We start from the raw sequence: 22,253 nt of genomic DNA, 5'->3' as shown, positions 1-22,253 counted from the left end.
TGTTCCTGGCCGGCCTGCCGGCGCGTTTGCACACCTGACTGATTTGCACCTCACACCACGAGGCACCTTATGATCCGCGAAGAATTCCTGCGCTTGGCCGCTGACGGCTACAACCGCATTCCGTTGGCCTGCGAAACCCTGGCCGACTTCGACACGCCGCTGTCGATCTACCTGAAACTGGCCGACCAGCCCAACTCCTACCTGCTCGAATCGGTGCAGGGTGGTGAGAAATGGGGCCGTTACTCGATCATCGGCCTGCCGTGCCGCACCGTGCTGCGGGTTCACGACCACCACGTGAGCATCACCGTTGATGGCGTCGAGACCGAAAGTCACGACGTTGAAGATCCGTTGGCCTTCGTCGAAGCCTTCAAGGCTCGCTATAACGTGCCGACCGTTGCCGGTCTGCCGCGTTTCAACGGTGGTCTGGTCGGTTACTTCGGTTATGACTGCGTGCGCTATGTCGAGAAGCGTCTGGGCAAATGCCCGAACCCGGATCCGCTGGGTGTGCCGGACATTCTGCTGATGGTGTCCGATGCCGTCGTCGTTTTCGACAACCTCGCCGGCAAGATGCACGCCATCGTCCTGGCCGACCCGGCGCACGCCGATGCTTACGAACAGGGCCAGGCGCAATTGCAGGCGCTGCTGGAAAAACTGCGCCAGCCGATCACCCCGCGTCGTGGCCTGGACTTCAGCAAGCAGCAAGCGGCTGATCCGGTATTTCGCTCCAGTTTCACTCAGGACGACTACGAAAAAGCCGTCGACACCATCAAGGAGTACATCCTTGCCGGTGATTGCATGCAAGTCGTGCCGTCGCAGCGCATGTCGATCGACTTCAAGGCAGCGCCGATTGATCTCTACCGCGCTCTGCGTTGCTTCAACCCGACGCCGTACATGTACTTCTTCAACTTCGGCGACTTCCACGTCGTCGGCAGTTCCCCGGAAGTGCTGGTGCGGGTCGAAGACAACCTGATCACCGTGCGCCCGATTGCCGGTACGCGTCCGCGGGGTGCTACCGAAGAAGCGGATCTGGCGCTGGAAGAGGACCTGCTGTCGGACGACAAGGAGATCGCCGAGCACCTGATGCTGATCGACCTCGGTCGTAACGACACCGGGCGGGTCTCGGAAATCGGCTCGGTGAAGCTCACCGAGAAAATGGTCATCGAGCGTTATTCCAACGTGATGCACATCGTCTCTAACGTCACCGGCCAGTTGAAGGCCGGGTTGACGGCAATGGACGCACTGCGGGCGATCCTGCCGGCGGGCACCTTGTCTGGCGCGCCGAAGATTCGCGCGATGGAAATCATCGACGAACTGGAACCGGTCAAGCGTGGCGTGTATGGCGGCGCAGTCGGTTACTTCGCCTGGAACGGCAACATGGACACCGCGATTGCGATTCGTACCGCGGTGATCAAAAACGGCGAACTGCACGTGCAGGCCGGTGGCGGCATTGTTGCCGACTCGGTGCCGGCGCTGGAATGGGAAGAAACCCTGAACAAGCGCCGCGCGATGTTCCGCGCCGTTGCCCTGGCCGAGCAAACCCCGGAAAGCTGAGTGCACACAATCCTCCTCTGTGGGAGCGGGCTTGCTCGCGAATGCGGACTGACATTCAAGATTGATGTCGACTGATACACCGCTTTCGCGAGCAAGCCCGCTCCCACATTGTGTTGTGGTCAGGCATAAAAAAACGCGGCGCCTGTGAGGGCGCCGCGTTTTTTATGCCTACAGATCAGAAATCCAGACTGACTCCAAGGTTGACCCCCTGCTGGGTGAAGTCATCATCCTTGCGCACGTTGTAGCTGGCGCGCAGGGCCAGGTCCTGCGTGAGTTTGTGGCTCACGCCCAGGTTCAGGCGATTCAGATTGGTCTGCGGCTCGTAGCCTTCCAGGGTGAAACGGTTATTCGGCAGGCTGTTGAGGTTGATGGTCAGGTCCTGCCGATCATCGTTGTACTCACGTTCGTGAGCGAACTCGCCGAACACCTCGGTCTGCGCGGTGATCTGGTACTTGCCCTGGATACCCAGACCCAGGCGCCGCGAGTTGCGCGACTGGTCATCGAAGGTCAGCGCCGTCGAGTCCGCGCCTTTTTCCGAGTAACCATCCACTTCGGTCTTGCCGAAATCGGCGCTGACGAACGGCGACAGATGCCACGGACTGCTGGCCTGCTGTGCGATGTCGTAGCCGATGCGGCCGCTGATCGCCAGCACGTAGCCGTCGGTGTCGCCTTTTTCCCCGCGCTCGTTCACCCCCAGCTGGAATTTACGCTTGAGGCTGTCGTAGTCGAGTTTGCCGGCGGTCATTGCCAGGTCGCCCCACCAGCGGTTTTGCTGATACTGGGCGAAGGCGGTGCCCATGTAGGAGTTGAGCTTGTATTGCGAGTCAGCATCGCCAGCTTCGAGTTTCTGGTGATAGAGACCTGCCGCCACGCCCACACGCCAGGCTTCGTTGACGCGATAGCTGCCGCCGATGTTCAGGTTATAGCCATTGCCGTCGGCACTGGCTGCGCTGTGCTGGCCGTCGAAATCTTGATGTTGACCGCCACCGGCGACAATCGCCCGCCATTGGCCGATGCCTTGCCAGTTTTCCCAGTCGGCCAGCCATTGGTTGCGCAGTTCATCTTGATGCGCGCGCAACGAGCCCTGGGCCATTTCCGGCAGCAGGGTCAGTTCCCACGGTGCCGCCAGCAGCGAATAGGCGTAATCGGCAATCAGCCGCTGGCCAGCTTCGGTCGGGTGCACCGCGTCGTTGTAGATCAGTTTGGTCGGATCCGGGGTGGCGCTGTTGATGCCGTATTTGGCGTTCTCCGTGCAACTGTTACCGCTGAAGCAGGTGGCCGTGAGGTTCTGGTCTGTCGCGAGGCCGAATTGCGCCGGATTGGCAAAGGCCTCTTTGAGCAGTACCGGAATGTTCAGCGGAATGATTTCGGCGCTGATGCCTTGCAACTGGCTGACCAGCTCAGTGTTGAACTGGGCGCTGAGCTGCGAGGTGAAACCCTGCAGTGGCGAGCCGTTGATCGCCGGGGTCAGGCCGATGTCCGGCAGCAGCCAGACCATGATGTATTTGGCGCCGGCACCTTGCAGCGTACGCACGCTGTCGGCCAGGCGATCGGCTGCCGCGTTGGCCTGATCGAGACTGAGCACGCGGCCCTGAAGGAAGTCGTTACCGCCACCGGACAGGTAATACAGGGCATTCGGATCGGCGCGCAGGCCGTTCGAGGGCAGATAGCCGCTGCGGGTGCGCTCGCCGGTGGCCGATTGCGTGGTGATCGAGTCGAGAATCTGGTCAGTGCGGTAGCCACCCACTGCCCAGTTATTGCCATCCGCCAGACCCTCACCGGCACGCACGGCAGAGGACGAGGACGCTGTCTGATCCGGGCTGAACCCCAGTTTGCCGCCGATGATCTGGGTGGCGTTGAGGTCACGGTTTTCGCCGGTGCCATCCTTGTACAGCGGGCCAGTGCGGTTGGTGTAGCGCTGTGTGGCGCCGGCCGGGCCGCCAGTGTCCTTGAAAGTCCCGGCATCGTTCAGGCTGTCGCCGAAGACGATGAAGTTGGAGTAGGGAGCGGGTGCTGCGTACGCCTGGGCACATGCCATGGCGAGCAGGCATCCGGCGAGCGGTACAAACAACGTCTGTTTGATCATGAGCAAGTCCGTTTATTTATTGTTGTAGGTGAACGAAACGACAGTACCAAAAACTTCCGGCCTTTTGCCATCGGTCGTGAACCCTCCTAAAGTTTGACCCCCTGCCGGCCCCGCCATATTGCACGCTCTGCCCAGCTAAGTTACTGTGCTGGAACGTATGAACGAGACCTTCCCCGTGTTGATCACCAGCAAACTTCTGGATCAAGTCATCAAGGCACACGCCCGCTGGCGTTGGCGCGCCTGAATCTTTTCTGCCGGCCCCGCCGGATCTGTATCGCTTTGCCTTCCTTGCCCGTTTGATATCCCGCTGTGCCGACGCGCATTCCCGCGTCCGACATCGTGCAGCGCCCTGCGGGCAAGTCATCTGAAGGCTGTCTTCAAGTCAGAATTCAAGAGGTTCGAAACGCCATGTTGCTGATGATCGACAACTACGACTCCTTTACTTACAACGTTGTGCAATACCTTGGCGAGCTGGGTGCCGAAGTCAAAGTCGTGCGCAACGACGAGCTGACCATCGCTGAAATCGAAGCGCTCAACCCGGAGCGCATCGTGGTTTCCCCCGGTCCATGCACCCCGACCGAAGCCGGCATCTCCATCGAAGCCATCAAACATTTCGCCGGCAAACTGCCGATTCTCGGTGTGTGCCTGGGTCACCAGTCCATCGGTCAGGCCTTCGGCGGCGATGTGGTGCGTGCCCGCCAAGTGATGCACGGTAAGACTAGCCCGGTATTCCACGAGGACAAGGGCGTTTTTGCCGGCCTGAATCATCCGCTGACGGTTACCCGTTACCACTCGCTGATCGTCAAGCACGATACTTTGCCTGATTGCCTGGAGCTGACCGCGTGGACCCAGCACGATGACGGCAGCGTCGACGAGATCATGGGCCTGCGTCACAAGACTCTGAACATTGAGGGCGTACAGTTCCACCCCGAGTCGATTCTGACCGAGCAGGGTCATGAACTGTTTGCCAACTTCCTCAAACAAACCGGCGGCACGCGCTAAGGACTTCCATGAATATCAAGACAGCCCTGAGCCGTATCGTCGAACACCTCGACCTCAGCACCGAAGAAATGCGCGATGTGATGCGCGAAATCATGACCGGCCAATGCACCGACGCGCAGATCGGCGCGTTCATGATGGCCATGCGCATGAAGAGCGAGAGCATTGACGAAATCGTCGGTGCGGTGTCGGTGATGCGGGAACTGGCCGATCAGGTCGAACTCAAGACCCTTGACGGAGTGGTCGACGTGGTCGGGACCGGCGGTGACGGCGCGAACATCTTCAACGTGTCGACCGCTTCTTCCTTTGTTGTCGCAGCAGCCGGTTGCACCGTGGCCAAGCACGGCAACCGCGCGGTATCGGGCAAGAGCGGCAGCGCCGATTTGCTCGAAGCTGCCGGCATCTACCTGAACCTGACGCCGGTACAGGTCGCCCGTTGCATCGACAACGTCGGCATCGGTTTCATGTTTGCCCAGACCCATCACAAAGCCATGAAGTACGCCGCCGGCCCGCGCCGCGATCTCGGCCTGCGTACGCTGTTCAACATGCTCGGCCCGCTTACGAATCCGGCCGGTGTAAAACATCAGGTGGTGGGCGTGTTCACCCAGGCCTTGTGCCGGCCATTGGCCGAAGTCTTGCAGCGCCTGGGCAGCAAACACGTGCTGGTGGTGCACTCCAAGGACGGTCTGGACGAATTCAGCCTGGCCGCGCCGACTTATGTTGCCGAGCTGAAAAATAACGAGATCACTGAGTATTGGGTGGAGCCGGAAGATCTGGGCATGAAGAGCCAGAGCCTGCACGGCCTGTCGGTCGAAGGTCCGGAAGCGTCGCTGGCGCTGATCCGTGATGCACTGGGCAAGCGCAAAACCGAAAACGGCCAGAAAGCTGCTGAAATGATTGTGCTCAATGCCGGTGCCGCGTTGTACGCCGCCGACCTGGCCACGAGTCTGAAAGAAGGCGTGGCGCTTGCGCACGACGCTCTGCACACCGGTCTGGCTCGGGAAAAACTTGAGGAGCTGGGTGCCTTTACCGCGGTATTCAAAGTGGAGAATGAGGGATGAGTGTACCGACGGTTCTGGAAAACATTCTGGCGCGTAAAGTCCAGGAAGTCGCCGAGCGTAGCGCTCGCGTCAGCCTGAGCGAGCTGGAAAGTCTGGCCAAGGCGGCCGATGCACCCCGTGGTTTTGCCCAGGCATTGCTGGCGCAGGCCAAGAAGAAACAACCGGCGGTGATCGCTGAAATCAAGAAGGCTTCGCCGAGCAAAGGTGTGATCCGCGAGAACTTCGTGCCCGCCGACATCGCCAGGAGCTACGAGAAGGGCGGGGCGACCTGCCTGTCGGTGCTGACCGATATCGATTACTTCCAGGGCGCTGACATCTACCTGCAACAGGCCCGCGCTGCGTGCAAATTGCCGGTGATCCGCAAAGACTTCATGATCGATCCCTACCAGATCGTCGAAGCCCGTGCGCTGGGCGCCGACTGCGTGCTGTTGATCGTCTCCGCGCTGGATGACGTGAAAATGGCCGAGCTGGCTTCGGTCGCCAAAGGCGTCGGTCTCGACGTGCTGGTGGAAGTGCACGACGGCGATGAGCTGGAGCGCGCGCTGAAAACCCTCGACACGCCACTGGTCGGGGTCAACAACCGTAACCTGCACACCTTCGACGTCAGCCTGGAAACCACCCTCGACCTGCTGCCGCGCATTCCACGCGATCGTCTGGTGATCACCGAGAGCGGCATCCTCAACCGCGCCGATGTCGAACTGATGGAAATCAGCGACGTTTACGCGTTCCTGGTGGGTGAGGCGTTCATGCGTGCCGAAAGCCCGGGCACCGAGCTGCAGCGCCTGTTCTTCCCGGAGCGTGGTGTGCCGGTCAGCGGTTCGACCCTCGACTGAATCAGTCAGACCGAGTCGACCCCTTCGCGAGCAGGCTCGCTCCCACAGTAGGAACGTATTCCCGATGTGGGAGCGGGCTTGCTCGCGAAGAGGCCATAAGATTCACCACAGACTGATCGTCTAACGGACTTCTTTATGACTCCAGCTTCCTTGACCATCGAAGCCGGCCTGCAAGCCGAACAGGATTTGCTGGCCTCGGTCTGCGCCGGCGACGCCGAGTTCGGCCTGCTGTTCTGGCAACCCAGCGATCGCGCACTGGTCATGCCGCGCCGTCTCAATCGCCTGCCCGGTTTCGAGCATGCCTGCGACATCTCCGCCGCTGCCGGCTGGCCGGTGCTGCTGCGTGAAACTGGCGGTGAACCGGTCCCGCAATCGGCTTCAACCATCAACATCGCTTTGGTCTATGCCCCGCCACGTAGCGAAGGCGATCTGAACCGCATCGAAACCGGCTACCGGCGCCTGTGTGATCCGATCTGCGAATTGCTCGATGAGTTGGGCGGCACGTCGTCGCTGGGTGAAATCGACGGTGCGTTCTGCGACGGTCGTTTCAACGTCAATCTCGATGGGCGCAAGATGGTCGGCACGGCCCAGCGCTGGCGCCAGAGTCAGGGTGGTCAACGCCCGGTGGGGCTGGTGCATGGGGCAATGCTCATAGATAACGAGCGTGAGTCGATGGTCGCGGCGGTCAATCGCTTCAATCAGGCCTGTGGTCTGGCGCAGCGAGTACGGGCTGAAAGCCACATTGCCCTGCACGAGAAGTTCGCCGCGCCAAATGCATTGGCGCGTCTTGATGAGCTGTTCGGTTTGATGTTGGCGCAGGTCTACAGCGCCTGACGTTACGCGCTTAGCGCGTACCGAAGACCACCATGGTCTTGCCTTTCACGTCGACCAGGTTGCGTTCTTCAAGATCCTTGAGCACGCGACCGACCATCTCCCGCGAACAACCGACAATCCGCCCTATCTCCTGACGGGTCACCTTGATCTGCATGCCGTCCGGGTGGGTCATCGCGTCGGGTTGTTTGCACAGTTCCAGCAGGCAGCGAGCCACGCGACCGGTAACGTCAAAAAATGCCAGGTCGCCGACCTTGCGCGTGGTATTGCGCAGGCGTTGTGCGATTTGTCCGCTGAGGACGTAAAGAATGTCGGGATCCTGCTGCGACAATTCGCGGAACTTCACGTAGCTGATTTCAGCGATTTCGCATTCGACCTTGGCCCGCACCCAGGCACTGCGTTCCTGCTCCTGGCCGGCTTGTTCGAACAGGCCCAGCTCACCGAAGAAGTCCCCGGCATTGAGATAGGCGATGATCATTTCGCGACCGTCGTCATCCTCGATCAGGATGGTTACCGAACCCTTGATGATGAAGTACAGCGTGTCCGAGCGATCGCCGGCACAGATGATGTTGCTCTTGGCCGCATGGCGACGGCGCTGGCAATGCATCAACAGCTTGTCGAGGTTCTTGATTTTGGGTGTGGGGGTAATAGCAACCATGGTTGTATCCCGAAAAGACTGCACGGTGATGTTTGATTTTTTTATGAGGCGCTGAAGGCGGTCGCTACACAGGCTGACAATTGGCGCCAGCGAATTGGCGCCAGCTTACCAGACACTTCGTCGAAAATTCGAGAAATTACCTACGTTGCAAAGGGCTCCGTCCTAAGAGCCGCGTGCGCTGTCAAAGCAAAGGCCTGTGCTAAGCTGGCGACCCTTTTTTCTACAGTGGAGTCTTGGCGATGAAGGCACGCATCCAATGGGCTGGCGAAGCCATGTTCCTCGGCGAATCCGGTAGCGGTCATGTCGTGGTCATGGACGGTCCGCCGGACGCCGGTGGTCGTAATCTGGGTGTTCGCCCGATGGAAATGCTCCTGCTGGGCGTTGGCGGTTGCAGCAACTTCGACGTGGTCAGCATCCTGAAGAAGTCGCGTCAGGCGGTTGAAAGCTGCGAAGCGTTCCTCGACGCCGAGCGTGCGACCGAAGATCCGAAGGTGTTTACCAAGATCCACATGCACTTTGTGGTCAAGGGCCGTGGCCTGAAAGAAGCCCAGGTCAAACGCGCCATCGAACTGTCTGCCGAGAAGTATTGCTCGGCCTCGATCATGCTCGGCGCGGCCGGTGTGGCGATCACTCACGATTATGAAATCGTCGAACTCGGTTGAACCGACATTCAACTATCATAAAAGCAGTGCAGACTCTGGCGATCCCTCGCTGACGTCTGCATAATGCGCCACTTTTTTCAGGGCAGTGATCGGTCAGTCGACGGGTCATCCGCCTGAACAGATAACCAAAATCGCCATCGCGAAGAGGTGTTAACCGTCCTACGCAGGTGCGTTGTTCGCACTTGACGGGCATGCTTGATCACGCGGCTGCGCCGCATACATAGAGAGTTTTTAACGGTGAAAAGCAAACTCAAGCTCCACGGGTTCAATAACCTGACAAAGACCTTGAGCTTCAACATCTATGACATCTGCTACGCGGAAACCCCGCAAGACCAGCAGGCTTACGTCGAGTACATCAATCAAGAGTACAACGCCGAACGCCTGACGCAGATCCTCACGGAAGTTGTCGAAATCATTGGTGCCAACATTCTGAACATTGCCAGTCAGAATTATGAGCCTCAGGGTGCCAGCGTCACGATTCTGATCTCGGAAGAGCCGGTGACCCCGACTGACAGCCAGATCGAAGAGTCCCCGGGTCCATTGCCCGAAATCATCCTTGCCCACCTCGACAAGAGCCACATCACGGTGCATACCTACCCGGAAATCCATCCGGACGCCGGTATTGCGACTTTCCGTGTGGACATCGACGTGTCGACCTGTGGTGTCATTTCACCGCTTAAAGCGCTCAACTTCCTCATTCACCAGTTCGATTCGGACATCGTGACCGTGGATTACCGTGTGCGCGGCTTCACCCGTGACGTTGAAGGCAACAAGCACTTCATCGACCACGAGATCAACTCGATCCAGAACTACCTTTCCGAAGACACCCGCGACGCGTACCAGATGACCGACGTGAACGTGTACCAGGAAAACCTGTTTCACACCAAAATGCTGCTGAAGAACTTCGAACTGGATAACTACCTGTTCGGCGACGCCACCAGCAATCTGTCCCCTGAGCAACGCGCTCAGGTGACCGAGCGGGTGAAGCACGAAATGCTCGAAATCTTCTACGCACGCAATATGCCGGCGTAAGATTTCAAAGCACAAAAAAGGCGACTACTTTGCGGTAGTCGCCTTTTTTATTGCCGAAATGCAGAACCTGTAGGGGCTGCGCCAGACAGCGCCAAAGTCAGATCCTGTAGGTGCTCTTGGTCATGACCTTGGCCAACAGACTCATCCCGAATTTCACCGGCGCCGGAAAACGGAAACCACCGGCATCCAGTGCACTCTCCGCATGATGTTCTTCATCGATGCGCATCTGCTGCAGAATCGCCCGGGACTTCTCGTCCTCGGCCGGCAATTGCTCAAGGTGTTCGTTCAAGTGCTTGCACACCTGATGCTCGGTGGCCGCGACGAAACCGAGGCTGACCTTGTCGCTGATCAAGCCGGCCACAGCGCCAATGCCGAACGACATGCCGTAGAACAGCGGATTGAGCACGCTGGTGTGGCTGCCTAGCTGATGAATGCGCTGCTCGCACCACACCAGATGATCGATTTCTTCTTCGGCAGCGTGCTCCATGGCTGCACGCACCTGCGGCAACTTGGCGGTCAGCGCCTGCCCTTGGTACAGCGCTTGGGCACAGACTTCACCGGTATGGTTGATGCGCATCAGGCCGGCAACGTGACGGGTGTTCTCGTCGCTCATCTGCACTTCAGGCTGCACGATAGCGGGCGACGGACGGTAAGGCTGGCCGCTGAAGGGCAGCAGGGTGCGCATCGCGGCATCGGCTTGCAGCAGAAGACGGTCAATCGGCGAGTAGTGACGTTGGGTAGTCATGCTGACCTCCGGGAAAAATCTCGACCGCCAGTTTAACCGAATCGGCCGGGGAAGGTTTGCGCTGGGTCATTTGCCGCACGGTATAGGGGGCGTGCGTTCATGCTCTGGGTGGGAGCGGGCTTGCTCGCGAAGACGCCGGCACATTCAAAATCTCATTGCCAGACAATCCGCTTCGCGAGCAAGCCCGCTCCCACAGGATTTCCGCTGAATCAGCCCGGTGGCCAGTTCATCTGGCGCTGACCCAGTACGTGCATATGAATGTGATAGACGGTCTGCCCACCTTTTTCATTGCAGTTCATCACCACCCGGAAACCTTCCTCGCAGCCCAGTTCCAGCGCCAGGCGCTGGGCAGTGAACAGGATGTGCCCGGCCAGTGCCTTGTCGTCTTCTGTCAGGTCATTGAGGGTGCGCACCGGTTTCTTCGGGATCACCAGAAAATGCACGGGTGCCTGTGGGGCGATGTCGTGGAACGCCAGAACCTGGTCGTCCTCGTAGATGATCTTGGCCGGGATCTCCCGGTTGATGATCTTGGTGAACAGAGTATCCACTGCTGTTTTCTCCGTTGTGTGGGCTGGCCTGAGTGTACTCATGGGAAATGACCCCGCCCAGTGTTTTGCCGTAGGACAGTTCAGCGCGGGCAGTAAGCCTTGTTGACCATGCCGACGATGGTGCGGTTGAGCCAGCGCGATCCGAGGCGCGGCAGGAAGGCGAACCAGCGGTTGCGCCGTCCAGGAATGATGATTGCGCGGTTTTTCTCCAGCGCGCGCACGGTGTAGAGCGCGACTTCCTCGGGACTCATCAATAGCTTGCTGTCCTTGAGTTTGTCGCTGTTGAGTTGCGCGGTGCGGAAAAACGCAGTGCGGGTCGGGCCGGGGCAGAGCACCGACACCTTGACCGCGCTCTGTTTGAGCTCAACTCGCAGGGCTTCGGAGAAGTGCAATACGTAAGCCTTGCTGGCGTAGTAGGTGCTCATCCACGGGCCGGGATTGAACGCCGCCACCGAGGCAACATTCAGAATCTGCCCGCCGCCCTGCAGTGCCATGCTGTTGCCAATGGCATGGCACAGGCGGGTGAGGGCGAGGATGTTCACTTCGATCAGGTCCTGCTCGGTCATCCAGTCCTGAGCCAGAAACGGGCCGCAGGTGCCGATGCCGGCGCAGTTGACCAACAGATCGATCTGTCGATCGCCTTCTTCCAGTTCCAGCAGGAAGCCGGACAGGCGCAAAGGCTCGCCGAGGTCGCAGGCACGGAACAAGACCTCCACGCCAAAGCGCTGGGTCAGTTCGATTGCGATACTTTCCAGCTGATCACGCTGTCGGGCCACCAGAATCAGGCAGCGGCCGCGCCGGGCCAGGGCTTCGGCCATGGCCAGGCCGATGCCGCTGGAGGCGCCAGTGATCAGAGCGTAACGGGTCATGCAATTCTCCATCGCAACAGCTCCGCGCCAGCGACGCAGGTGTCACGGCGGGGAGCGTTGTTCATTCTTTCGCAGAGTCTACAGGGGCCGGAGCCGCTTCGGCTGCATCATCCACCGAATTCGCCGCGGGTGCGGTCTCTACCTCGACTTCATCGGTGGTGACCGAACCGCTTTCATAGCTGCTCTCAAGGTTGGTCTCATATTCCTGCTGAATGGCCGAGATGCCGCCCAGCATGCCGCCGGCAAATACCAGTGCGAAGAACACGATCCACAGCGAGCACAGGACCTTGACCGCGGTGCTGTTGGGTGGCGGTGGCGGGCCATAGCGGTTGGCGCCGGTGTTGCCCGGCACGACCATGATTACCAGCGGGAAGAAGCTGCCCACCAAGGGCACGAGGTTCAGCAACCACAGCCATCCGGACCAGCCGATATCGTGCAGGCGCTGCACGCTGAACAGGATGCTGACAATGATGAAGCCGAGGAATAGGAAGAACGCAAAAATCCCGCCGATGATCAGGCCTGTGGTGGAGTCGCCGCTGACCAGGCCGAGACCGATCAGTGCGAACACGCCAACGATCGGCAGGGTCACCAGGCTCAACACCATCGTCCAGGCGAGGAAGCGCAGGCGACCGATACGTCCTTCGACACTGAATGGCTTGAGCGTAGCGAATGCCGGCAGGTGCTCGCCAACGTTGGCGCGCGGTGGTGCGTAGGGGGAGTCCGGTTCTGCAGAGGTGGTCGGGTGTTCGTGCACGTCCGCCAGGTTCAGCTCAATTGCGGTTTCGGCTTCGATCCGCGCGTCGATCCCGGTCTTGCTCAGTGCCTGCAGATAGGTCTGGGCGTCACTGTGGGACAGATCGTGTTTGAGGGCGATGGTATTGCCGTTGAACAGACGCTCGACGCCGGCGACATCGCTTTTGAACAGGGCCGCCAGATTGAGCTTGGCAGTGGTGAGATCGACACCGGGCTGTAGAGCACCGTCGAAAACGATCTTGTAACGGGGTTCGCTCATGGCCGAGGCATCCTTGTCGCGAATGAATTGAAGGTCGGATTGTAAGGCCAGTCGGTTGGCGACTGGCCTGGTTTTTCTCAGCGCGGCCAGTGTTTCGACAACTGCGCTGCGCGTTCCAGTGCCTGACGATATTCCGCATCGAGTCGGGCGATCAACTGATCCACACTCGGCAAGTCGTCGATTTGCCCCACGCCCTGGCCGGCGGACCACACGGTCTTCCAGGCCTTGGCTTCATCGTTGATCGGTTTGAGCTTGTCGCCGAAATTGACCTCGCCCGCGCCTTGCAGCGCGGCCATGTCGAAACCTGCCGCTTGCAGGCTTTGGCGCATGAAGCTGGCCGGCACCCCAGAGACCGCAGGAGTATGAATGATGTCCGCTGCCTTGGCTGTCAGCAGCATCTGCTTGTAAGCGTCAGGCGCATGGCTTTCGGTGGTGCCGATAAATCGCGTGCCGAAGTAGGCCAGATCCGCGCCTAGCAGCTGCGCGGCAAGAATCTCATGGCCGTGGTTAAGACATCCTGCAAGCAGCAGGGTTTTATCGAAGAACTCGCGGATCTCGGCGATCAGTGCAAACGGGCTCCAGGTGCCGGCATGGCCACCGGCGCCCGCCGCTACGGCGATCAAGCCATCGACCCCGGCCTCGGCCGCTTTCTCGGCATGGCGGCGGGTGGTTACGTCGTGGAACACCAGACCGCCATAGCTGTGAACGGCGTCGACCAGTTCCTTCACCGCACCGAGGCTGGTGATGACAATCGGCACCTTGTGCTCGACGCAGATGTTCAGGTCCGCCTGCAGGCGCGGGTTGCTGTTGTGCACGATCAGGTTTACTGCATACGGCGCGGGGTTATCCAGCGTCGCCAGTCCCGCTTCGATCTGTTCCAGCCAGGCTTTGAAACCACTGCTTTCGCGCTGGTTCAGGGCCGGAAAGCTGCCGACCACGCCGTTACGGCAGCAGGCGAGCACCAGCTGCGGGTTGGAAATCAGGAACATCGGCGCCGCCACGACGGGCAGACGCAGACGTTGTTCGAGTAGAGCGGGCAGCGACATTGGAAATCCCCCGAAGTGTGGTGCCTGTTGAAGTTAGAACGGCTTGACCACGACCAGAATTACGATAGCCAGCAATATCAGAACCGGCACTTCATTGAACCAGCGATAAAAGACATGGCTGCGGGTGTTCTCGCCACGCGCGAAACGTTTTACCTGCGCGCCGCACATGTGGTGATAACCGATCAGCAACACCACCAGGGTCAGCTTGGCGTGAATCCAGCCGCCCATGCTGAAGATGCCTGGATTGAGGTAGATCAGCCAGCCGCCGAAGATCAGCGTGGCGATCATTGCCGGGCCCATGATGCCGCGATACAGCTTGCGCTCCATGGTACTGAAGCGTTCCTTGCTGATCGCGTCTTCGCTTTGCGCGTGATAAACGAACAGCCGCGGCAGGTAGAACAGCCCGGCAAACCAGCACACGATGCTGACGATATGAAACGCTTTGATCCATAGATAGAGCATTTTTGGTTATTCCCAGGTTCACGGTAGCCGGGATAGTAGAGGCTTGAGCGTCCGCACGTCACCTTGACGGTTGTCGCAGGCGCGCGCGGCCCCTATTATCGACGCCTTTCCAGTGGGTTCGTTGAGGGCAGGTTTATGGTCAAGGTCGGTATCGTCGGCGGCACGGGTTACACCGGTGTCGAACTGCTGCGTCTGTTGGCACAGCATCCGCAGGCAGAAGTGGTAGTGATCACTTCCCGATCCGAGGCCGGTCTGGCTGTGGCTGACATGTATCCGAACCTGCGCGGCCACTACGATGGCCTCGCGTTCAGCGTGCCGGACATCAAGACCCTTGGCGCTTGCGACGTGGTGTTCTTCGCTACCCCGCACGGTGTCGCCCATGCGTTGGCCGGTGAATTGCTGGCAGCGGGTACCAAGGTCATCGACCTGTCGGCCGACTTCCGTCTGCAGGACGCTGAAGAGTGGGCCAAGTGGTACGGCCAGCCGCACGGCGCGCCGGCGCTGCTGGACGAAGCGGTCTACGGGCTGCCGGAAGTCAATCGCGAGCAGATCAAGAAGGCGCGCCTGATCGCCGTTCCGGGTTGCTATCCAACCGCTACTCAGCTGGGTTTCCTGCCACTGCTTGAGGCGGGTCTGGCCGATACTTCGCGCCTGATCGCCGACTGCAAATCCGGTGTCAGCGGCGCCGGTCGTGGCGCGGCGGTAGGTTCGCTGTACTCCGAGACGTCGGAAAGCATGAAGGCTTACGCGGTGAAAGGTCACCGTCACCTGCCGGAAATTCGTCAGGGCCTGCGCCGCGCCGCCGGTAAAGACGTCGGTCTGACCTTCGTGCCGCACCTGACGCCGATGATCCGTGGCATTCACTCCACGCTCTACGCGACCGTGGTCGATCGTTCGGTGGATCTGCAGGCGCTGTTTGAAAAGCGTTATGCCAACGAGCCGTTCGTCGATGTGATGCCGGCCGGCAGCCATCCGGAAACCCGTAGCGTGCGTGGCGCCAACGTCTGCCGCATCGCGGTTCACCGTCCGCAGGATGGCGACCTGGTGGTGGTGCTGTCGGTGATCGACAACCTGGTCAAAGGTGCGTCGGGTCAGGCAGTGCAGAACATGAACATCCTGTTTGGCCTGGATGAGCGCTTCGGCCTTTCCCACGCCGGTATGCTGCCGTAACACTTTCGGCAACACAGCAAAAAGGCCCGTTAAACGGGCCTTTTTGCATTTTGGGCAGTTGGTCGGGTTTATTGATATACCGTAACAATAGTTGACCGATTTTCTAGGACAAGCGGATAATGCGCGTCATCACGCATTATGGCGGCGTAACGCCGGGAGATAGTCAGCATGAGCGTCGAATCCTTCACCCCCACGGCTTTGCAATTCACCCAAGGTGCTGCGCACAAGGTGAAGAGCCTGGTCGATGAAGAGGGGAATGATCGCTTGAAGCTGCGCGTATTCGTTACGGGCGGCGGTTGTTCAGGGTTTCAGTACGGTTTCACCTTCGATGAAGATGTGGCCGAGGACGACACCATCGTCGAGCGCGAAGGCGTGAGCCTGGTGGTCGATCCGATGAGCTTCCAGTACCTGGCCGGTGCCGAAGTCGACTACCAGGAAGGTCTGGAAGGTTCGCGCTTCGTGATCAAGAACCCGAACGCCACCACGACCTGTGGTTGCGGTTCTTCGTTCTCGATCTGATCGCACTGCGCTACACACAACAAAACGCCGCAGAGCCCTACGGTTCTGCGGCGTTTTTTGTTGTCTGCGTTTTGCTTAGTTAGGGTAGATCGCACCGAGTACGCGCAGGCCTTTGGCACCCGTGACACTCGGGCGGTTGGCGGCTATGCCTTCGAGGCAGCAATGAGCCAGCCAGGCGAAGGCCATGGCCTCGACCCAGTCTGGATCGACGCCGTGGCTGGCAGTACTGGCAACGATTGCATTCGGCAGTAGATCCGCCAGGCGTTTCATCAGCGTGGCATTGTGCGCGCCACCACCGCAGACCAGCATTTCCCGGGTGTCGGCTTGAGCGCTTTGCAGCGACTCGACGATGGTCAGTGCCGTCAACTCCAGCAGCGTAGCCTGGACGTTTTGCGCCGCAAAGGTCGGCAGTTTTGAGAGATGTTGTTCCAGCCAAGGCAGGTTGAACACTTCGCGGCCAGTGCTTTTCGGGCCTTTGGTGACGAAGAACGGGTCGCTGAGCAGGGCTTCCAGCAGTGTGGGTTCGACAGTGCCGGTGGCTGCCCACTGGCCGTTGCGATCATAGTTCTCGCCGCGTTGCTGGTGAATCCAGGCATCCATCAGCACATTCCCCGGGCCGCAGTCGAAACCGGCTACAGGCCTGGTCGGTTCAATCAGACTGAGATTGCTGAAACCGCCGACATTCAAGACCGCACGGTTACCGGTACGCTCTTCGAACAAAGCCTCGTGGAACGCAGGCACTAAAGGGGCGCCCTGACCGCCGGCGGCCACATCGCGGCTACGGAAATCACTGACGACAGTGATACCGGTCAGCTCTGTGAGCAGCGCAGGATTGCCTATCTGTACCGTGAAGCCACGTGCCGGCTCATGACGAATGGTTTGGCCATGGCTGCCAATGGCGCGAATGGCTTCAGGCTTGAGCTGCTGCTGGTCGAGGAGGGTATGGATACCCTGTGCGGCGAGTGTCACCCAATGGTGCTGGGCAATCGCCGAGCGGGCTATTTCGTCAGGGCCGCTGGCGCACAAGCTCAAGAGCTCACTGCGCAGGGTGTCAGGCATGGGGATGTAGTGTGTGGCGACCAGCTTGATCGCCTGGGTCTGCTCGATCAGCGCGATGTCCAGTCCATCAAGGCTGGTTCCGGACATTACACCGATATAAAGGGCCATGGCTTAACGCTTGCTCGAGGCCAGCATGGTGGCCTTCTCTTGGTCCATGCGCGCCATCAGCGGCTGGCTCTGCGCAAGGAAGCGTGCACGTTCGGACTTGGCAATCGGGTCGGCCATCGGCAACTTCTGGCCCAGTGGGTCGACGTGAACGCCATTGACCTGGAACTCATAGTGCAAGTGCGGGCCGGTGGACAGGCCGGTGGTGCCAATGTAGCCGATTACCTGGCCTTGCTTGACCGTGCCACCGGTCTTCACGCCTTTGGCGAAGCCCTGCATGTGGCCATACAAGGTGCGGTAGGTGTTGCCGTGTTGAATGATCACGGTGTTGCCGTAGCCGCCGCGACGACCGGCCAGCAGCACTTTGCCGTCACCGGCAGCCTTGATTGGCGTGCCGCGTGGCGCTGCGTAATCGACGCCTTTGTGGGCGCGGATCTTGTTGAGGATCGGGTGTTTGCGACCCATGGAGAACTTCGAGCTGATGCGGGCGAAGTCCACCGGCGTGCGGATGAACGCCTTGCGCATGCTGTTGCCATCGGCGGTGTAATAGCTGCTGTTGCCTTGTTTGTTGGTGTAGCGCACGGCGGTGTAGGTCTTGCCGCGGTTGGTGAAGCGCGCAGACAGAATCGGACCGGTGCCGACGGCTTTGCCGTTGACCACTTTCTGCTCGTAGATCACGTCGAATTCGTCGCCCTGGCGGATGTCCTGCGCGAAGTCGACGTCGTAGCCGAAGACGCTGGCCATGTCCATGGTCAGGCTATGGGATAGACCGGCGCGAGCGGCGGATTGTGACAGCGAGCTATTGATGACGCCGTGGACGTAAGCGGTGCGAACGGTAGGTTTGGCGGTGACCCGGTTGAACGCATATCCCTTGTCATTCTTGGTCAGGGTGATGGTTTCCACGTCACTGACCTTGCTGTGCAGGCTGGTCAGTTGGCCTTGCGGGTTCAATTCGAACTCGAGCTTCTGGCCGTGCTTGAGTTGGCTGAACTGTTTGGCTTGTTTGTCGCTGGCCAGTACGTCATGGACGGCTGCAGCTGGCAGGCCCACCTTTTCAAACAGGGTGGACAGCGTGTCGCCCTTGGCAACGATTACTTCCCGATGGCCGGGAGCCTTTGGTTTTTCAGCAATCGGAGCCGGCGCCGGTGTCGTTTCAGCGGTTTGCGGGGTGTTTTCGTCAGCGTTTTCGATCTGGGCAAATGGCGAGGTGACGGGCTCATTTGTGGCTTGAGTCGCATCAGCAGCGTCTTGATCTTGTGTCAGTTGTTCAGCAGGACTTTCCAGTTCAAGACTCAGGGTCGTCTTTTTCGCTTCAACATCACTGGAAGGGAATACCAGGAGCGCCAGGCTGAGAAGGGCGGCGATTCCACTTGCGGCGAGCAGGTGGGTCTTCGGGTAAAGCGGTGGCGCTTTAGACGGTTCAGTGGTCATAAGTAATTTTGACTTTGAAAAATGATGAATTGGAAAAGATGAATGACATGATGAAGATGAAATAACTGTATAAAATATAACCAAATCATCCCCGAAGCAAGTCTACAGACACCCAGTCTGTAGATTGGTGTCCGTGCGCCGGGCAAAACTTGTAATTGGTGCGCGATCTTGTATGGTTGGTTCCCTTTGAATCTGAGCCTTGCGGGTCTGTTATGAAGTCGGTTGAAGAGCAGCTAGCGCTGATTAAACGTGGTGCGGAAGAACTATTGGTCGAGTCCGAGCTGATTGAGAAGCTCAAGCGCGGCCAGCCGCTGCGTATCAAGGCTGGTTTCGATCCAACCGCTCCGGATCTGCACTTGGGTCATACCGTGCTTATTAATAAGCTGCGTCAGTTCCAGGAGCTGGGGCATCAGGTGATCTTCCTTATAGGTGACTTCACCGGGATGATCGGTGATCCGAGCGGCAAGAGTGCCACTCGCCCTCCGCTGACTCGTGATCAGGTTCTGGACAACGCCGAGACTTATAAGTCTCAGGTATTCAAGATTCTTGATCCGGCCAAAACTGAAGTTGCCTTCAACTCCACCTGGATGGATCAGATGGGGCCGGCGGACTTCATTCGTCTGACTTCGCAATACACCGTTGCTCGCATGCTCGAGCGCGATGACTTCGACAAGCGCTATACCACCAATCAACCAATCGCTATTCACGAGTTCCTCTATCCGCTGGTTCAGGGCTACGACTCGGTTGCTCTGCGTGCGGACGTCGAGTTGGGTGGTACCGATCAGAAGTTCAATCTGCTCATGGGGCGTGAGCTGCAACGTGGTTATGGCCAGGAAGCTCAGTGCATTCTGACCATGCCGTTGCTTGAAGGTCTGGATGGTGTGAAGAAGATGTCCAAGTCGTTGGGCAACTATGTCGGTATCCAGGAAGCGCCGGGTGTGATGTACGGCAAGCTGGTGTCGATCCCGGATGCGTTGATGTGGCGTTACTTTGAATTGCTCAGCTTCCGCTCGATGGAAGAGATCAATGCCTTCCGTGCAGATGTAGAAGCAGGTGCTAACCCGCGCGACATCAAAATCAAGCTGGCGGAAGAGATTGTTGCGCGCTTCCACGGTGAGGAAGCAGCAGCGAATGCTCATCGTGCTGCGGGTAACCGTATGAAGGATGGCGAGTTGCCGGATGATCTGCCGGAGATCGAGCTGACTTCCACTGAAGATATGCCGATTGCTGCTGTCCTTAATAAGGCGGGCCTGGTGAAGAACTCGGCGGCGGCGCGCGACCTGTTGGCGTCTGGTGGTGTGCGTGTTGATGGTGAGGTGGTTGATCGCTCCTTTATATATGTACTGGGCGCGACCCACGTTTGCCAGGCGGGCAAGAAGGCATTTGCACGTATCTCATTGAAATCTGAATAAATTTTGAAATAGGGGTTGACGGCGAATTTTAGAAGTCTATAATTCGCCCCACTTCCGGCGCAGTCGAAACGGAAAACTCCTTGAGATTCAAAGAGTTACGCAGTTTTCGACAGCGGCTTGCTTCAGTTCATCGAAGCCTGGAAGGAGTTGAAAATGTCGGCATGTCTGGCGCTTTTAACGGTTCGATCTTCTCGGTCGAAAGCGGTGAAAAAAGGGTGTTGACAACAGCGAGTAACGCTGTAGAATTCGCCTCCCGCTAACGAGAGATCGGAAGCGCAAGTGGTTGAAGTTGTTGAAGAAATCTTCGAAAACTTCTGAAAATAATCACTTGACAGCAAATGAGGCTGCTGTAGAATGCGCGCCTCGGTTGAGACGAAAGATCTTAACCAACCGCTCTTTAACAACTGAATCAAGCAATTCGTGTGGGTGCTTGTGGAGTCAGACTGATAGTCAACAAGATTATCAGCATCACAAGTTACTCCGCGAGAAATCAAAGATGTAACCAACGATTGCTGAGCCAAGTTTAGGGTTTCTTAAAAACCCAAAGATGTTTGAACTGAAGAGTTTGATCATGGCTCAGATTGAACGCTGGCGGCAGGCCTAACACATGCAAGTCGAGCGGATGACAGGAGCTTGCTCCTGAATTCAGCGGCGGACGGGTGAGTAATGCCTAGGAATCTGCCTGGTAGTGGGGGACAACGTTTCGAAAGGAACGCTAATACCGCATACGTCCTACGGGAGAAAGCAGGGGACCTTCGGGCCTTGCGCTATCAGATGAGCCTAGGTCGGATTAGCTAGTTGGTGAGGTAATGGCTCACCAAGGCGACGATCCGTAACTGGTCTGAGAGGATGATCAGTCACACTGGAACTGAGACACGGTCCAGACTCCTACGGGAGGCAGCAGTGGGGAATATTGGACAATGGGCGAAAGCCTGATCCAGCCATGCCGCGTGTGTGAAGAAGGTCTTCGGATTGTAAAGCACTTTAAGTTGGGAGGAAGGGCATTAACCTAATACGTTAGTGTTTTGACGTTACCGACAGAATAAGCACCGGCTAACTCTGTGCCAGCAGCCGCGGTAATACAGAGGGTGCAAGCGTTAATCGGAATTACTGGGCGTAAAGCGCGCGTAGGTGGTTCGTTAAGTTGAATGTGAAATCCCCGGGCTCAACCTGGGAACTGCATCCAAAACTGGCGAGCTAGAGTATGGTAGAGGGTGGTGGAATTTCCTGTGTAGCGGTGAAATGCGTAGATATAGGAAGGAACACCAGTGGCGAAGGCGACCACCTGGACTGATACTGACACTGAGGTGCGAAAGCGTGGGGAGCAAACAGGATTAGATACCCTGGTAGTCCACGCCGTAAACGATGTCAACTAGCCGTTGGGAGCCTTGAGCTCTTAGTGGCGCAGCTAACGCATTAAGTTGACCGCCTGGGGAGTACGGCCGCAAGGTTAAAACTCAAATGAATTGACGGGGGCCCGCACAAGCGGTGGAGCATGTGGTTTAATTCGAAGCAACGCGAAGAACCTTACCAGGCCTTGACATCCAATGAACTTTCCAGAGATGGATTGGTGCCTTCGGGAACATTGAGACAGGTGCTGCATGGCTGTCGTCAGCTCGTGTCGTGAGATGTTGGGTTAAGTCCCGTAACGAGCGCAACCCTTGTCCTTAGTTACCAGCACGTTATGGTGGGCACTCTAAGGAGACTGCCGGTGACAAACCGGAGGAAGGTGGGGATGACGTCAAGTCATCATGGCCCTTACGGCCTGGGCTACACACGTGCTACAATGGTCGGTACAGAGGGTTGCCAAGCCGCGAGGTGGAGCTAATCCCATAAAACCGATCGTAGTCCGGATCGCAGTCTGCAACTCGACTGCGTGAAGTCGGAATCGCTAGTAATCGCGAATCAGAATGTCGCGGTGAATACGTTCCCGGGCCTTGTACACACCGCCCGTCACACCATGGGAGTGGGTTGCACCAGAAGTAGCTAGTCTAACCTTCGGGAGGACGGTTACCACGGTGTGATTCATGACTGGGGTGAAGTCGTAACAAGGTAGCCGTAGGGGAACCTGCGGCTGGATCACCTCCTTAATCGACGACATCAGCTGCTCCATAAGTTCCCACACGAATTGCTTGATTCATTGAAGAAGACGATAGAAGCAG

General features: G+C 58.4%; 20 protein-coding genes and 1 rRNA gene. 11 read left to right on the top strand and 10 right to left on the bottom strand.

Annotation, left to right across the window (positions count from 1 at the left end; all coding sequences use genetic code 11):
- Window positions 1-69: 69 nt before the first annotated feature.
- Window positions 70-1,551 carry an anthranilate synthase component I gene (gene trpE / locus AC0J41_RS23660; RefSeq protein WP_473013730.1) on the top strand — a complete coding sequence of 494 codons (1,482 nt, stop codon included), beginning with the start codon at window positions 70-72 and terminating at the stop codon, window positions 1,549-1,551.
- Between the two features lie 175 nt (window positions 1,552-1,726).
- Here the strand turns inward: trpE and estP are convergent, their stop codons facing one another.
- Window positions 1,727-3,637 (bottom strand): esterase EstP, encoded by a 1,911-nt coding sequence (estP, locus tag AC0J41_RS23655; protein WP_473013729.1) that lies wholly within the window; start codon window positions 3,635-3,637, stop codon window positions 1,727-1,729.
- 408 nt (window positions 3,638-4,045) lie between these two features.
- Between estP and AC0J41_RS23650 the strand changes: the two genes are divergently transcribed.
- From AC0J41_RS23650 to AC0J41_RS23635, 4 genes are all read left to right on the top strand, one after another.
- The gene (locus AC0J41_RS23650; protein WP_025113531.1) at window positions 4,046-4,639 is read left to right on the top strand and encodes an aminodeoxychorismate/anthranilate synthase component II; all 594 of its coding nucleotides are present in this window, start codon (window positions 4,046-4,048) and stop codon (window positions 4,637-4,639) included.
- A gap of 8 nt (window positions 4,640-4,647) precedes the next feature.
- The gene (gene trpD, locus AC0J41_RS23645) at window positions 4,648-5,697 is read left to right on the top strand and encodes an anthranilate phosphoribosyltransferase (RefSeq protein ID WP_025113532.1); all 1,050 of its coding nucleotides are present in this window, start codon (window positions 4,648-4,650) and stop codon (window positions 5,695-5,697) included.
- Window positions 5,694-6,530, top strand: a complete 837-nt coding sequence (trpC, locus tag AC0J41_RS23640) for an indole-3-glycerol phosphate synthase TrpC (RefSeq protein WP_025113533.1) — start codon at window positions 5,694-5,696, stop codon at window positions 6,528-6,530. The genes trpD and trpC overlap by 4 nt, the downstream gene beginning before the upstream one ends.
- Before the next feature lie 135 nt (window positions 6,531-6,665).
- The gene (locus AC0J41_RS23635) at window positions 6,666-7,364 is read left to right on the top strand and encodes a lipoate--protein ligase family protein (protein WP_473013728.1); all 699 of its coding nucleotides are present in this window, start codon (window positions 6,666-6,668) and stop codon (window positions 7,362-7,364) included.
- A 10-nt stretch (window positions 7,365-7,374) separates the two neighbouring features.
- Here AC0J41_RS23635 and crp read toward each other — a convergent pair whose 3' ends face one another.
- Entirely contained in the window at window positions 7,375-8,019 is a 645-nt protein-coding gene (gene crp, locus AC0J41_RS23630; protein ID WP_003228797.1) for a cAMP-activated global transcriptional regulator CRP, read from the bottom strand.
- Window positions 8,020-8,258: 239 nt separating this feature from the next.
- On the opposite strand from crp, the gene AC0J41_RS23625 reads away from it, so the two are divergent.
- Together AC0J41_RS23625 and speD are read left to right on the top strand one after the other, a co-directional pair.
- Window positions 8,259-8,681: an OsmC family protein gene (locus AC0J41_RS23625; protein ID WP_016772921.1), complete on the top strand. Its 423-nt coding sequence runs from the start codon at window positions 8,259-8,261 to the stop codon at window positions 8,679-8,681.
- A 237-nt stretch (window positions 8,682-8,918) separates the two neighbouring features.
- Window positions 8,919-9,713 carry an adenosylmethionine decarboxylase gene (speD, locus tag AC0J41_RS23620; RefSeq protein WP_025113535.1) on the top strand — a complete coding sequence of 265 codons (795 nt, stop codon included), beginning with the start codon at window positions 8,919-8,921 and terminating at the stop codon, window positions 9,711-9,713.
- 97 nt (window positions 9,714-9,810) lie between these two features.
- Here the strand turns inward: speD and coq7 are convergent, their stop codons facing one another.
- The 6 genes from coq7 to hemJ all read right to left on the bottom strand — a co-directional run bounded on the left by coq7 (window position 9,811) and on the right by hemJ (window position 14,395).
- Window positions 9,811-10,458, bottom strand: a complete 648-nt coding sequence (gene coq7 / locus AC0J41_RS23615) for a 2-polyprenyl-3-methyl-6-methoxy-1,4-benzoquinone monooxygenase (protein WP_025113536.1) — start codon at window positions 10,456-10,458, stop codon at window positions 9,811-9,813.
- Between the two features lie 209 nt (window positions 10,459-10,667).
- A complete protein-coding gene (locus AC0J41_RS23610; protein ID WP_003228789.1) occupies window positions 10,668-11,006 on the bottom strand; it encodes a histidine triad nucleotide-binding protein in 339 nt (112 codons plus the stop codon).
- Window positions 11,007-11,086: 80 nt separating this feature from the next.
- Window positions 11,087-11,875, bottom strand: coding sequence for an SDR family NAD(P)-dependent oxidoreductase (locus tag AC0J41_RS23605; RefSeq protein ID WP_473013727.1), 789 nt, complete (start codon window positions 11,873-11,875; stop codon window positions 11,087-11,089).
- A gap of 61 nt (window positions 11,876-11,936) precedes the next feature.
- Complete coding sequence (locus AC0J41_RS23600; protein WP_473013726.1) at window positions 11,937-12,887, bottom strand: DUF805 domain-containing protein; 951 nt, start codon at window positions 12,885-12,887, stop codon at window positions 11,937-11,939.
- A 77-nt stretch (window positions 12,888-12,964) separates the two neighbouring features.
- Window positions 12,965-13,933, bottom strand: a complete 969-nt coding sequence (locus tag AC0J41_RS23595; protein ID WP_473013725.1) for an NAD(P)H-dependent flavin oxidoreductase — start codon at window positions 13,931-13,933, stop codon at window positions 12,965-12,967.
- Between the two features lie 33 nt (window positions 13,934-13,966).
- Window positions 13,967-14,395: a protoporphyrinogen oxidase HemJ gene (gene hemJ, locus AC0J41_RS23590; protein WP_025113540.1), complete on the bottom strand. Its 429-nt coding sequence runs from the start codon at window positions 14,393-14,395 to the stop codon at window positions 13,967-13,969.
- Between the two features lie 135 nt (window positions 14,396-14,530).
- Between hemJ and argC the strand changes: the two genes are divergently transcribed.
- Together argC and erpA are read left to right on the top strand one after the other, a co-directional pair.
- The gene (gene argC, locus AC0J41_RS23585) at window positions 14,531-15,565 is read left to right on the top strand and encodes an N-acetyl-gamma-glutamyl-phosphate reductase (protein WP_064589472.1); all 1,035 of its coding nucleotides are present in this window, start codon (window positions 14,531-14,533) and stop codon (window positions 15,563-15,565) included.
- Window positions 15,566-15,733: 168 nt separating this feature from the next.
- Complete coding sequence (erpA, locus tag AC0J41_RS23580; RefSeq protein ID WP_003228776.1) at window positions 15,734-16,084, top strand: iron-sulfur cluster insertion protein ErpA; 351 nt, start codon at window positions 15,734-15,736, stop codon at window positions 16,082-16,084.
- Window positions 16,085-16,159: 75 nt separating this feature from the next.
- On the opposite strand, the gene AC0J41_RS23575 is transcribed toward erpA, so the two are convergent.
- Window positions 16,160-17,251, bottom strand: a complete 1,092-nt coding sequence (locus AC0J41_RS23575; RefSeq protein ID WP_473013724.1) for an anhydro-N-acetylmuramic acid kinase — start codon at window positions 17,249-17,251, stop codon at window positions 16,160-16,162.
- Window positions 17,252-17,254: 3 nt separating this feature from the next.
- On the bottom strand, window positions 17,255-18,679 hold the full coding sequence (locus AC0J41_RS23570; protein WP_473013723.1) for a peptidoglycan DD-metalloendopeptidase family protein: 1,425 nt from the start codon (window positions 18,677-18,679) through the stop codon (window positions 17,255-17,257).
- Window positions 18,680-18,891: 212 nt separating this feature from the next.
- Between AC0J41_RS23570 and tyrS the strand changes: the two genes are divergently transcribed.
- Window positions 18,892-20,091, top strand: coding sequence for a tyrosine--tRNA ligase (gene tyrS, locus AC0J41_RS23565; RefSeq protein ID WP_473013722.1), 1,200 nt, complete (start codon window positions 18,892-18,894; stop codon window positions 20,089-20,091).
- Between the two features lie 553 nt (window positions 20,092-20,644).
- A 16S ribosomal RNA gene (locus tag AC0J41_RS23560) occupies window positions 20,645-22,181 on the top strand.
- Window positions 22,182-22,253: the final 72 nt, after the last annotated feature.

This window comes from Pseudomonas sp. Arb-4-2C (assembly GCF_055755015.1).
The sequence above is the reverse complement of the archived record's forward strand: the minus strand, read 5'-3'. Positions and strand labels throughout refer to the sequence as shown.

Coding starts and splice junctions, on each gene's coding strand:
- trpE (WP_473013730.1), top strand. CDS start 70: ATGATCCGCGAAGAATTCCTGCGCTTGGCCGCTGACGGCTACAACCGC.
- estP (WP_473013729.1), bottom strand. CDS start 3,637: ATGATCAAACAGACGTTGTTTGTACCGCTCGCCGGATGCCTGCTCGCC.
- AC0J41_RS23650 (WP_025113531.1), top strand. CDS start 4,046: ATGTTGCTGATGATCGACAACTACGACTCCTTTACTTACAACGTTGTG.
- trpD (WP_025113532.1), top strand. CDS start 4,648: ATGAATATCAAGACAGCCCTGAGCCGTATCGTCGAACACCTCGACCTC.
- trpC (WP_025113533.1), top strand. CDS start 5,694: ATGAGTGTACCGACGGTTCTGGAAAACATTCTGGCGCGTAAAGTCCAG.
- AC0J41_RS23635 (WP_473013728.1), top strand. CDS start 6,666: ATGACTCCAGCTTCCTTGACCATCGAAGCCGGCCTGCAAGCCGAACAG.
- crp (WP_003228797.1), bottom strand. CDS start 8,019: ATGGTTGCTATTACCCCCACACCCAAAATCAAGAACCTCGACAAGCTG.
- AC0J41_RS23625 (WP_016772921.1), top strand. CDS start 8,259: ATGAAGGCACGCATCCAATGGGCTGGCGAAGCCATGTTCCTCGGCGAA.
- coq7 (WP_025113536.1), bottom strand. CDS start 10,458: ATGACTACCCAACGTCACTACTCGCCGATTGACCGTCTTCTGCTGCAA.
- AC0J41_RS23605 (WP_473013727.1), bottom strand. CDS start 11,875: ATGACCCGTTACGCTCTGATCACTGGCGCCTCCAGCGGCATCGGCCTG.
- AC0J41_RS23600 (WP_473013726.1), bottom strand. CDS start 12,887: ATGAGCGAACCCCGTTACAAGATCGTTTTCGACGGTGCTCTACAGCCC.
- AC0J41_RS23595 (WP_473013725.1), bottom strand. CDS start 13,933: ATGTCGCTGCCCGCTCTACTCGAACAACGTCTGCGTCTGCCCGTCGTG.
- hemJ (WP_025113540.1), bottom strand. CDS start 14,395: ATGCTCTATCTATGGATCAAAGCGTTTCATATCGTCAGCATCGTGTGC.
- argC (WP_064589472.1), top strand. CDS start 14,531: ATGGTCAAGGTCGGTATCGTCGGCGGCACGGGTTACACCGGTGTCGAA.
- erpA (WP_003228776.1), top strand. CDS start 15,734: ATGAGCGTCGAATCCTTCACCCCCACGGCTTTGCAATTCACCCAAGGT.
- AC0J41_RS23575 (WP_473013724.1), bottom strand. CDS start 17,251: ATGGCCCTTTATATCGGTGTAATGTCCGGAACCAGCCTTGATGGACTG.
- AC0J41_RS23570 (WP_473013723.1), bottom strand. CDS start 18,679: ATGACCACTGAACCGTCTAAAGCGCCACCGCTTTACCCGAAGACCCAC.
- tyrS (WP_473013722.1), top strand. CDS start 18,892: ATGAAGTCGGTTGAAGAGCAGCTAGCGCTGATTAAACGTGGTGCGGAA.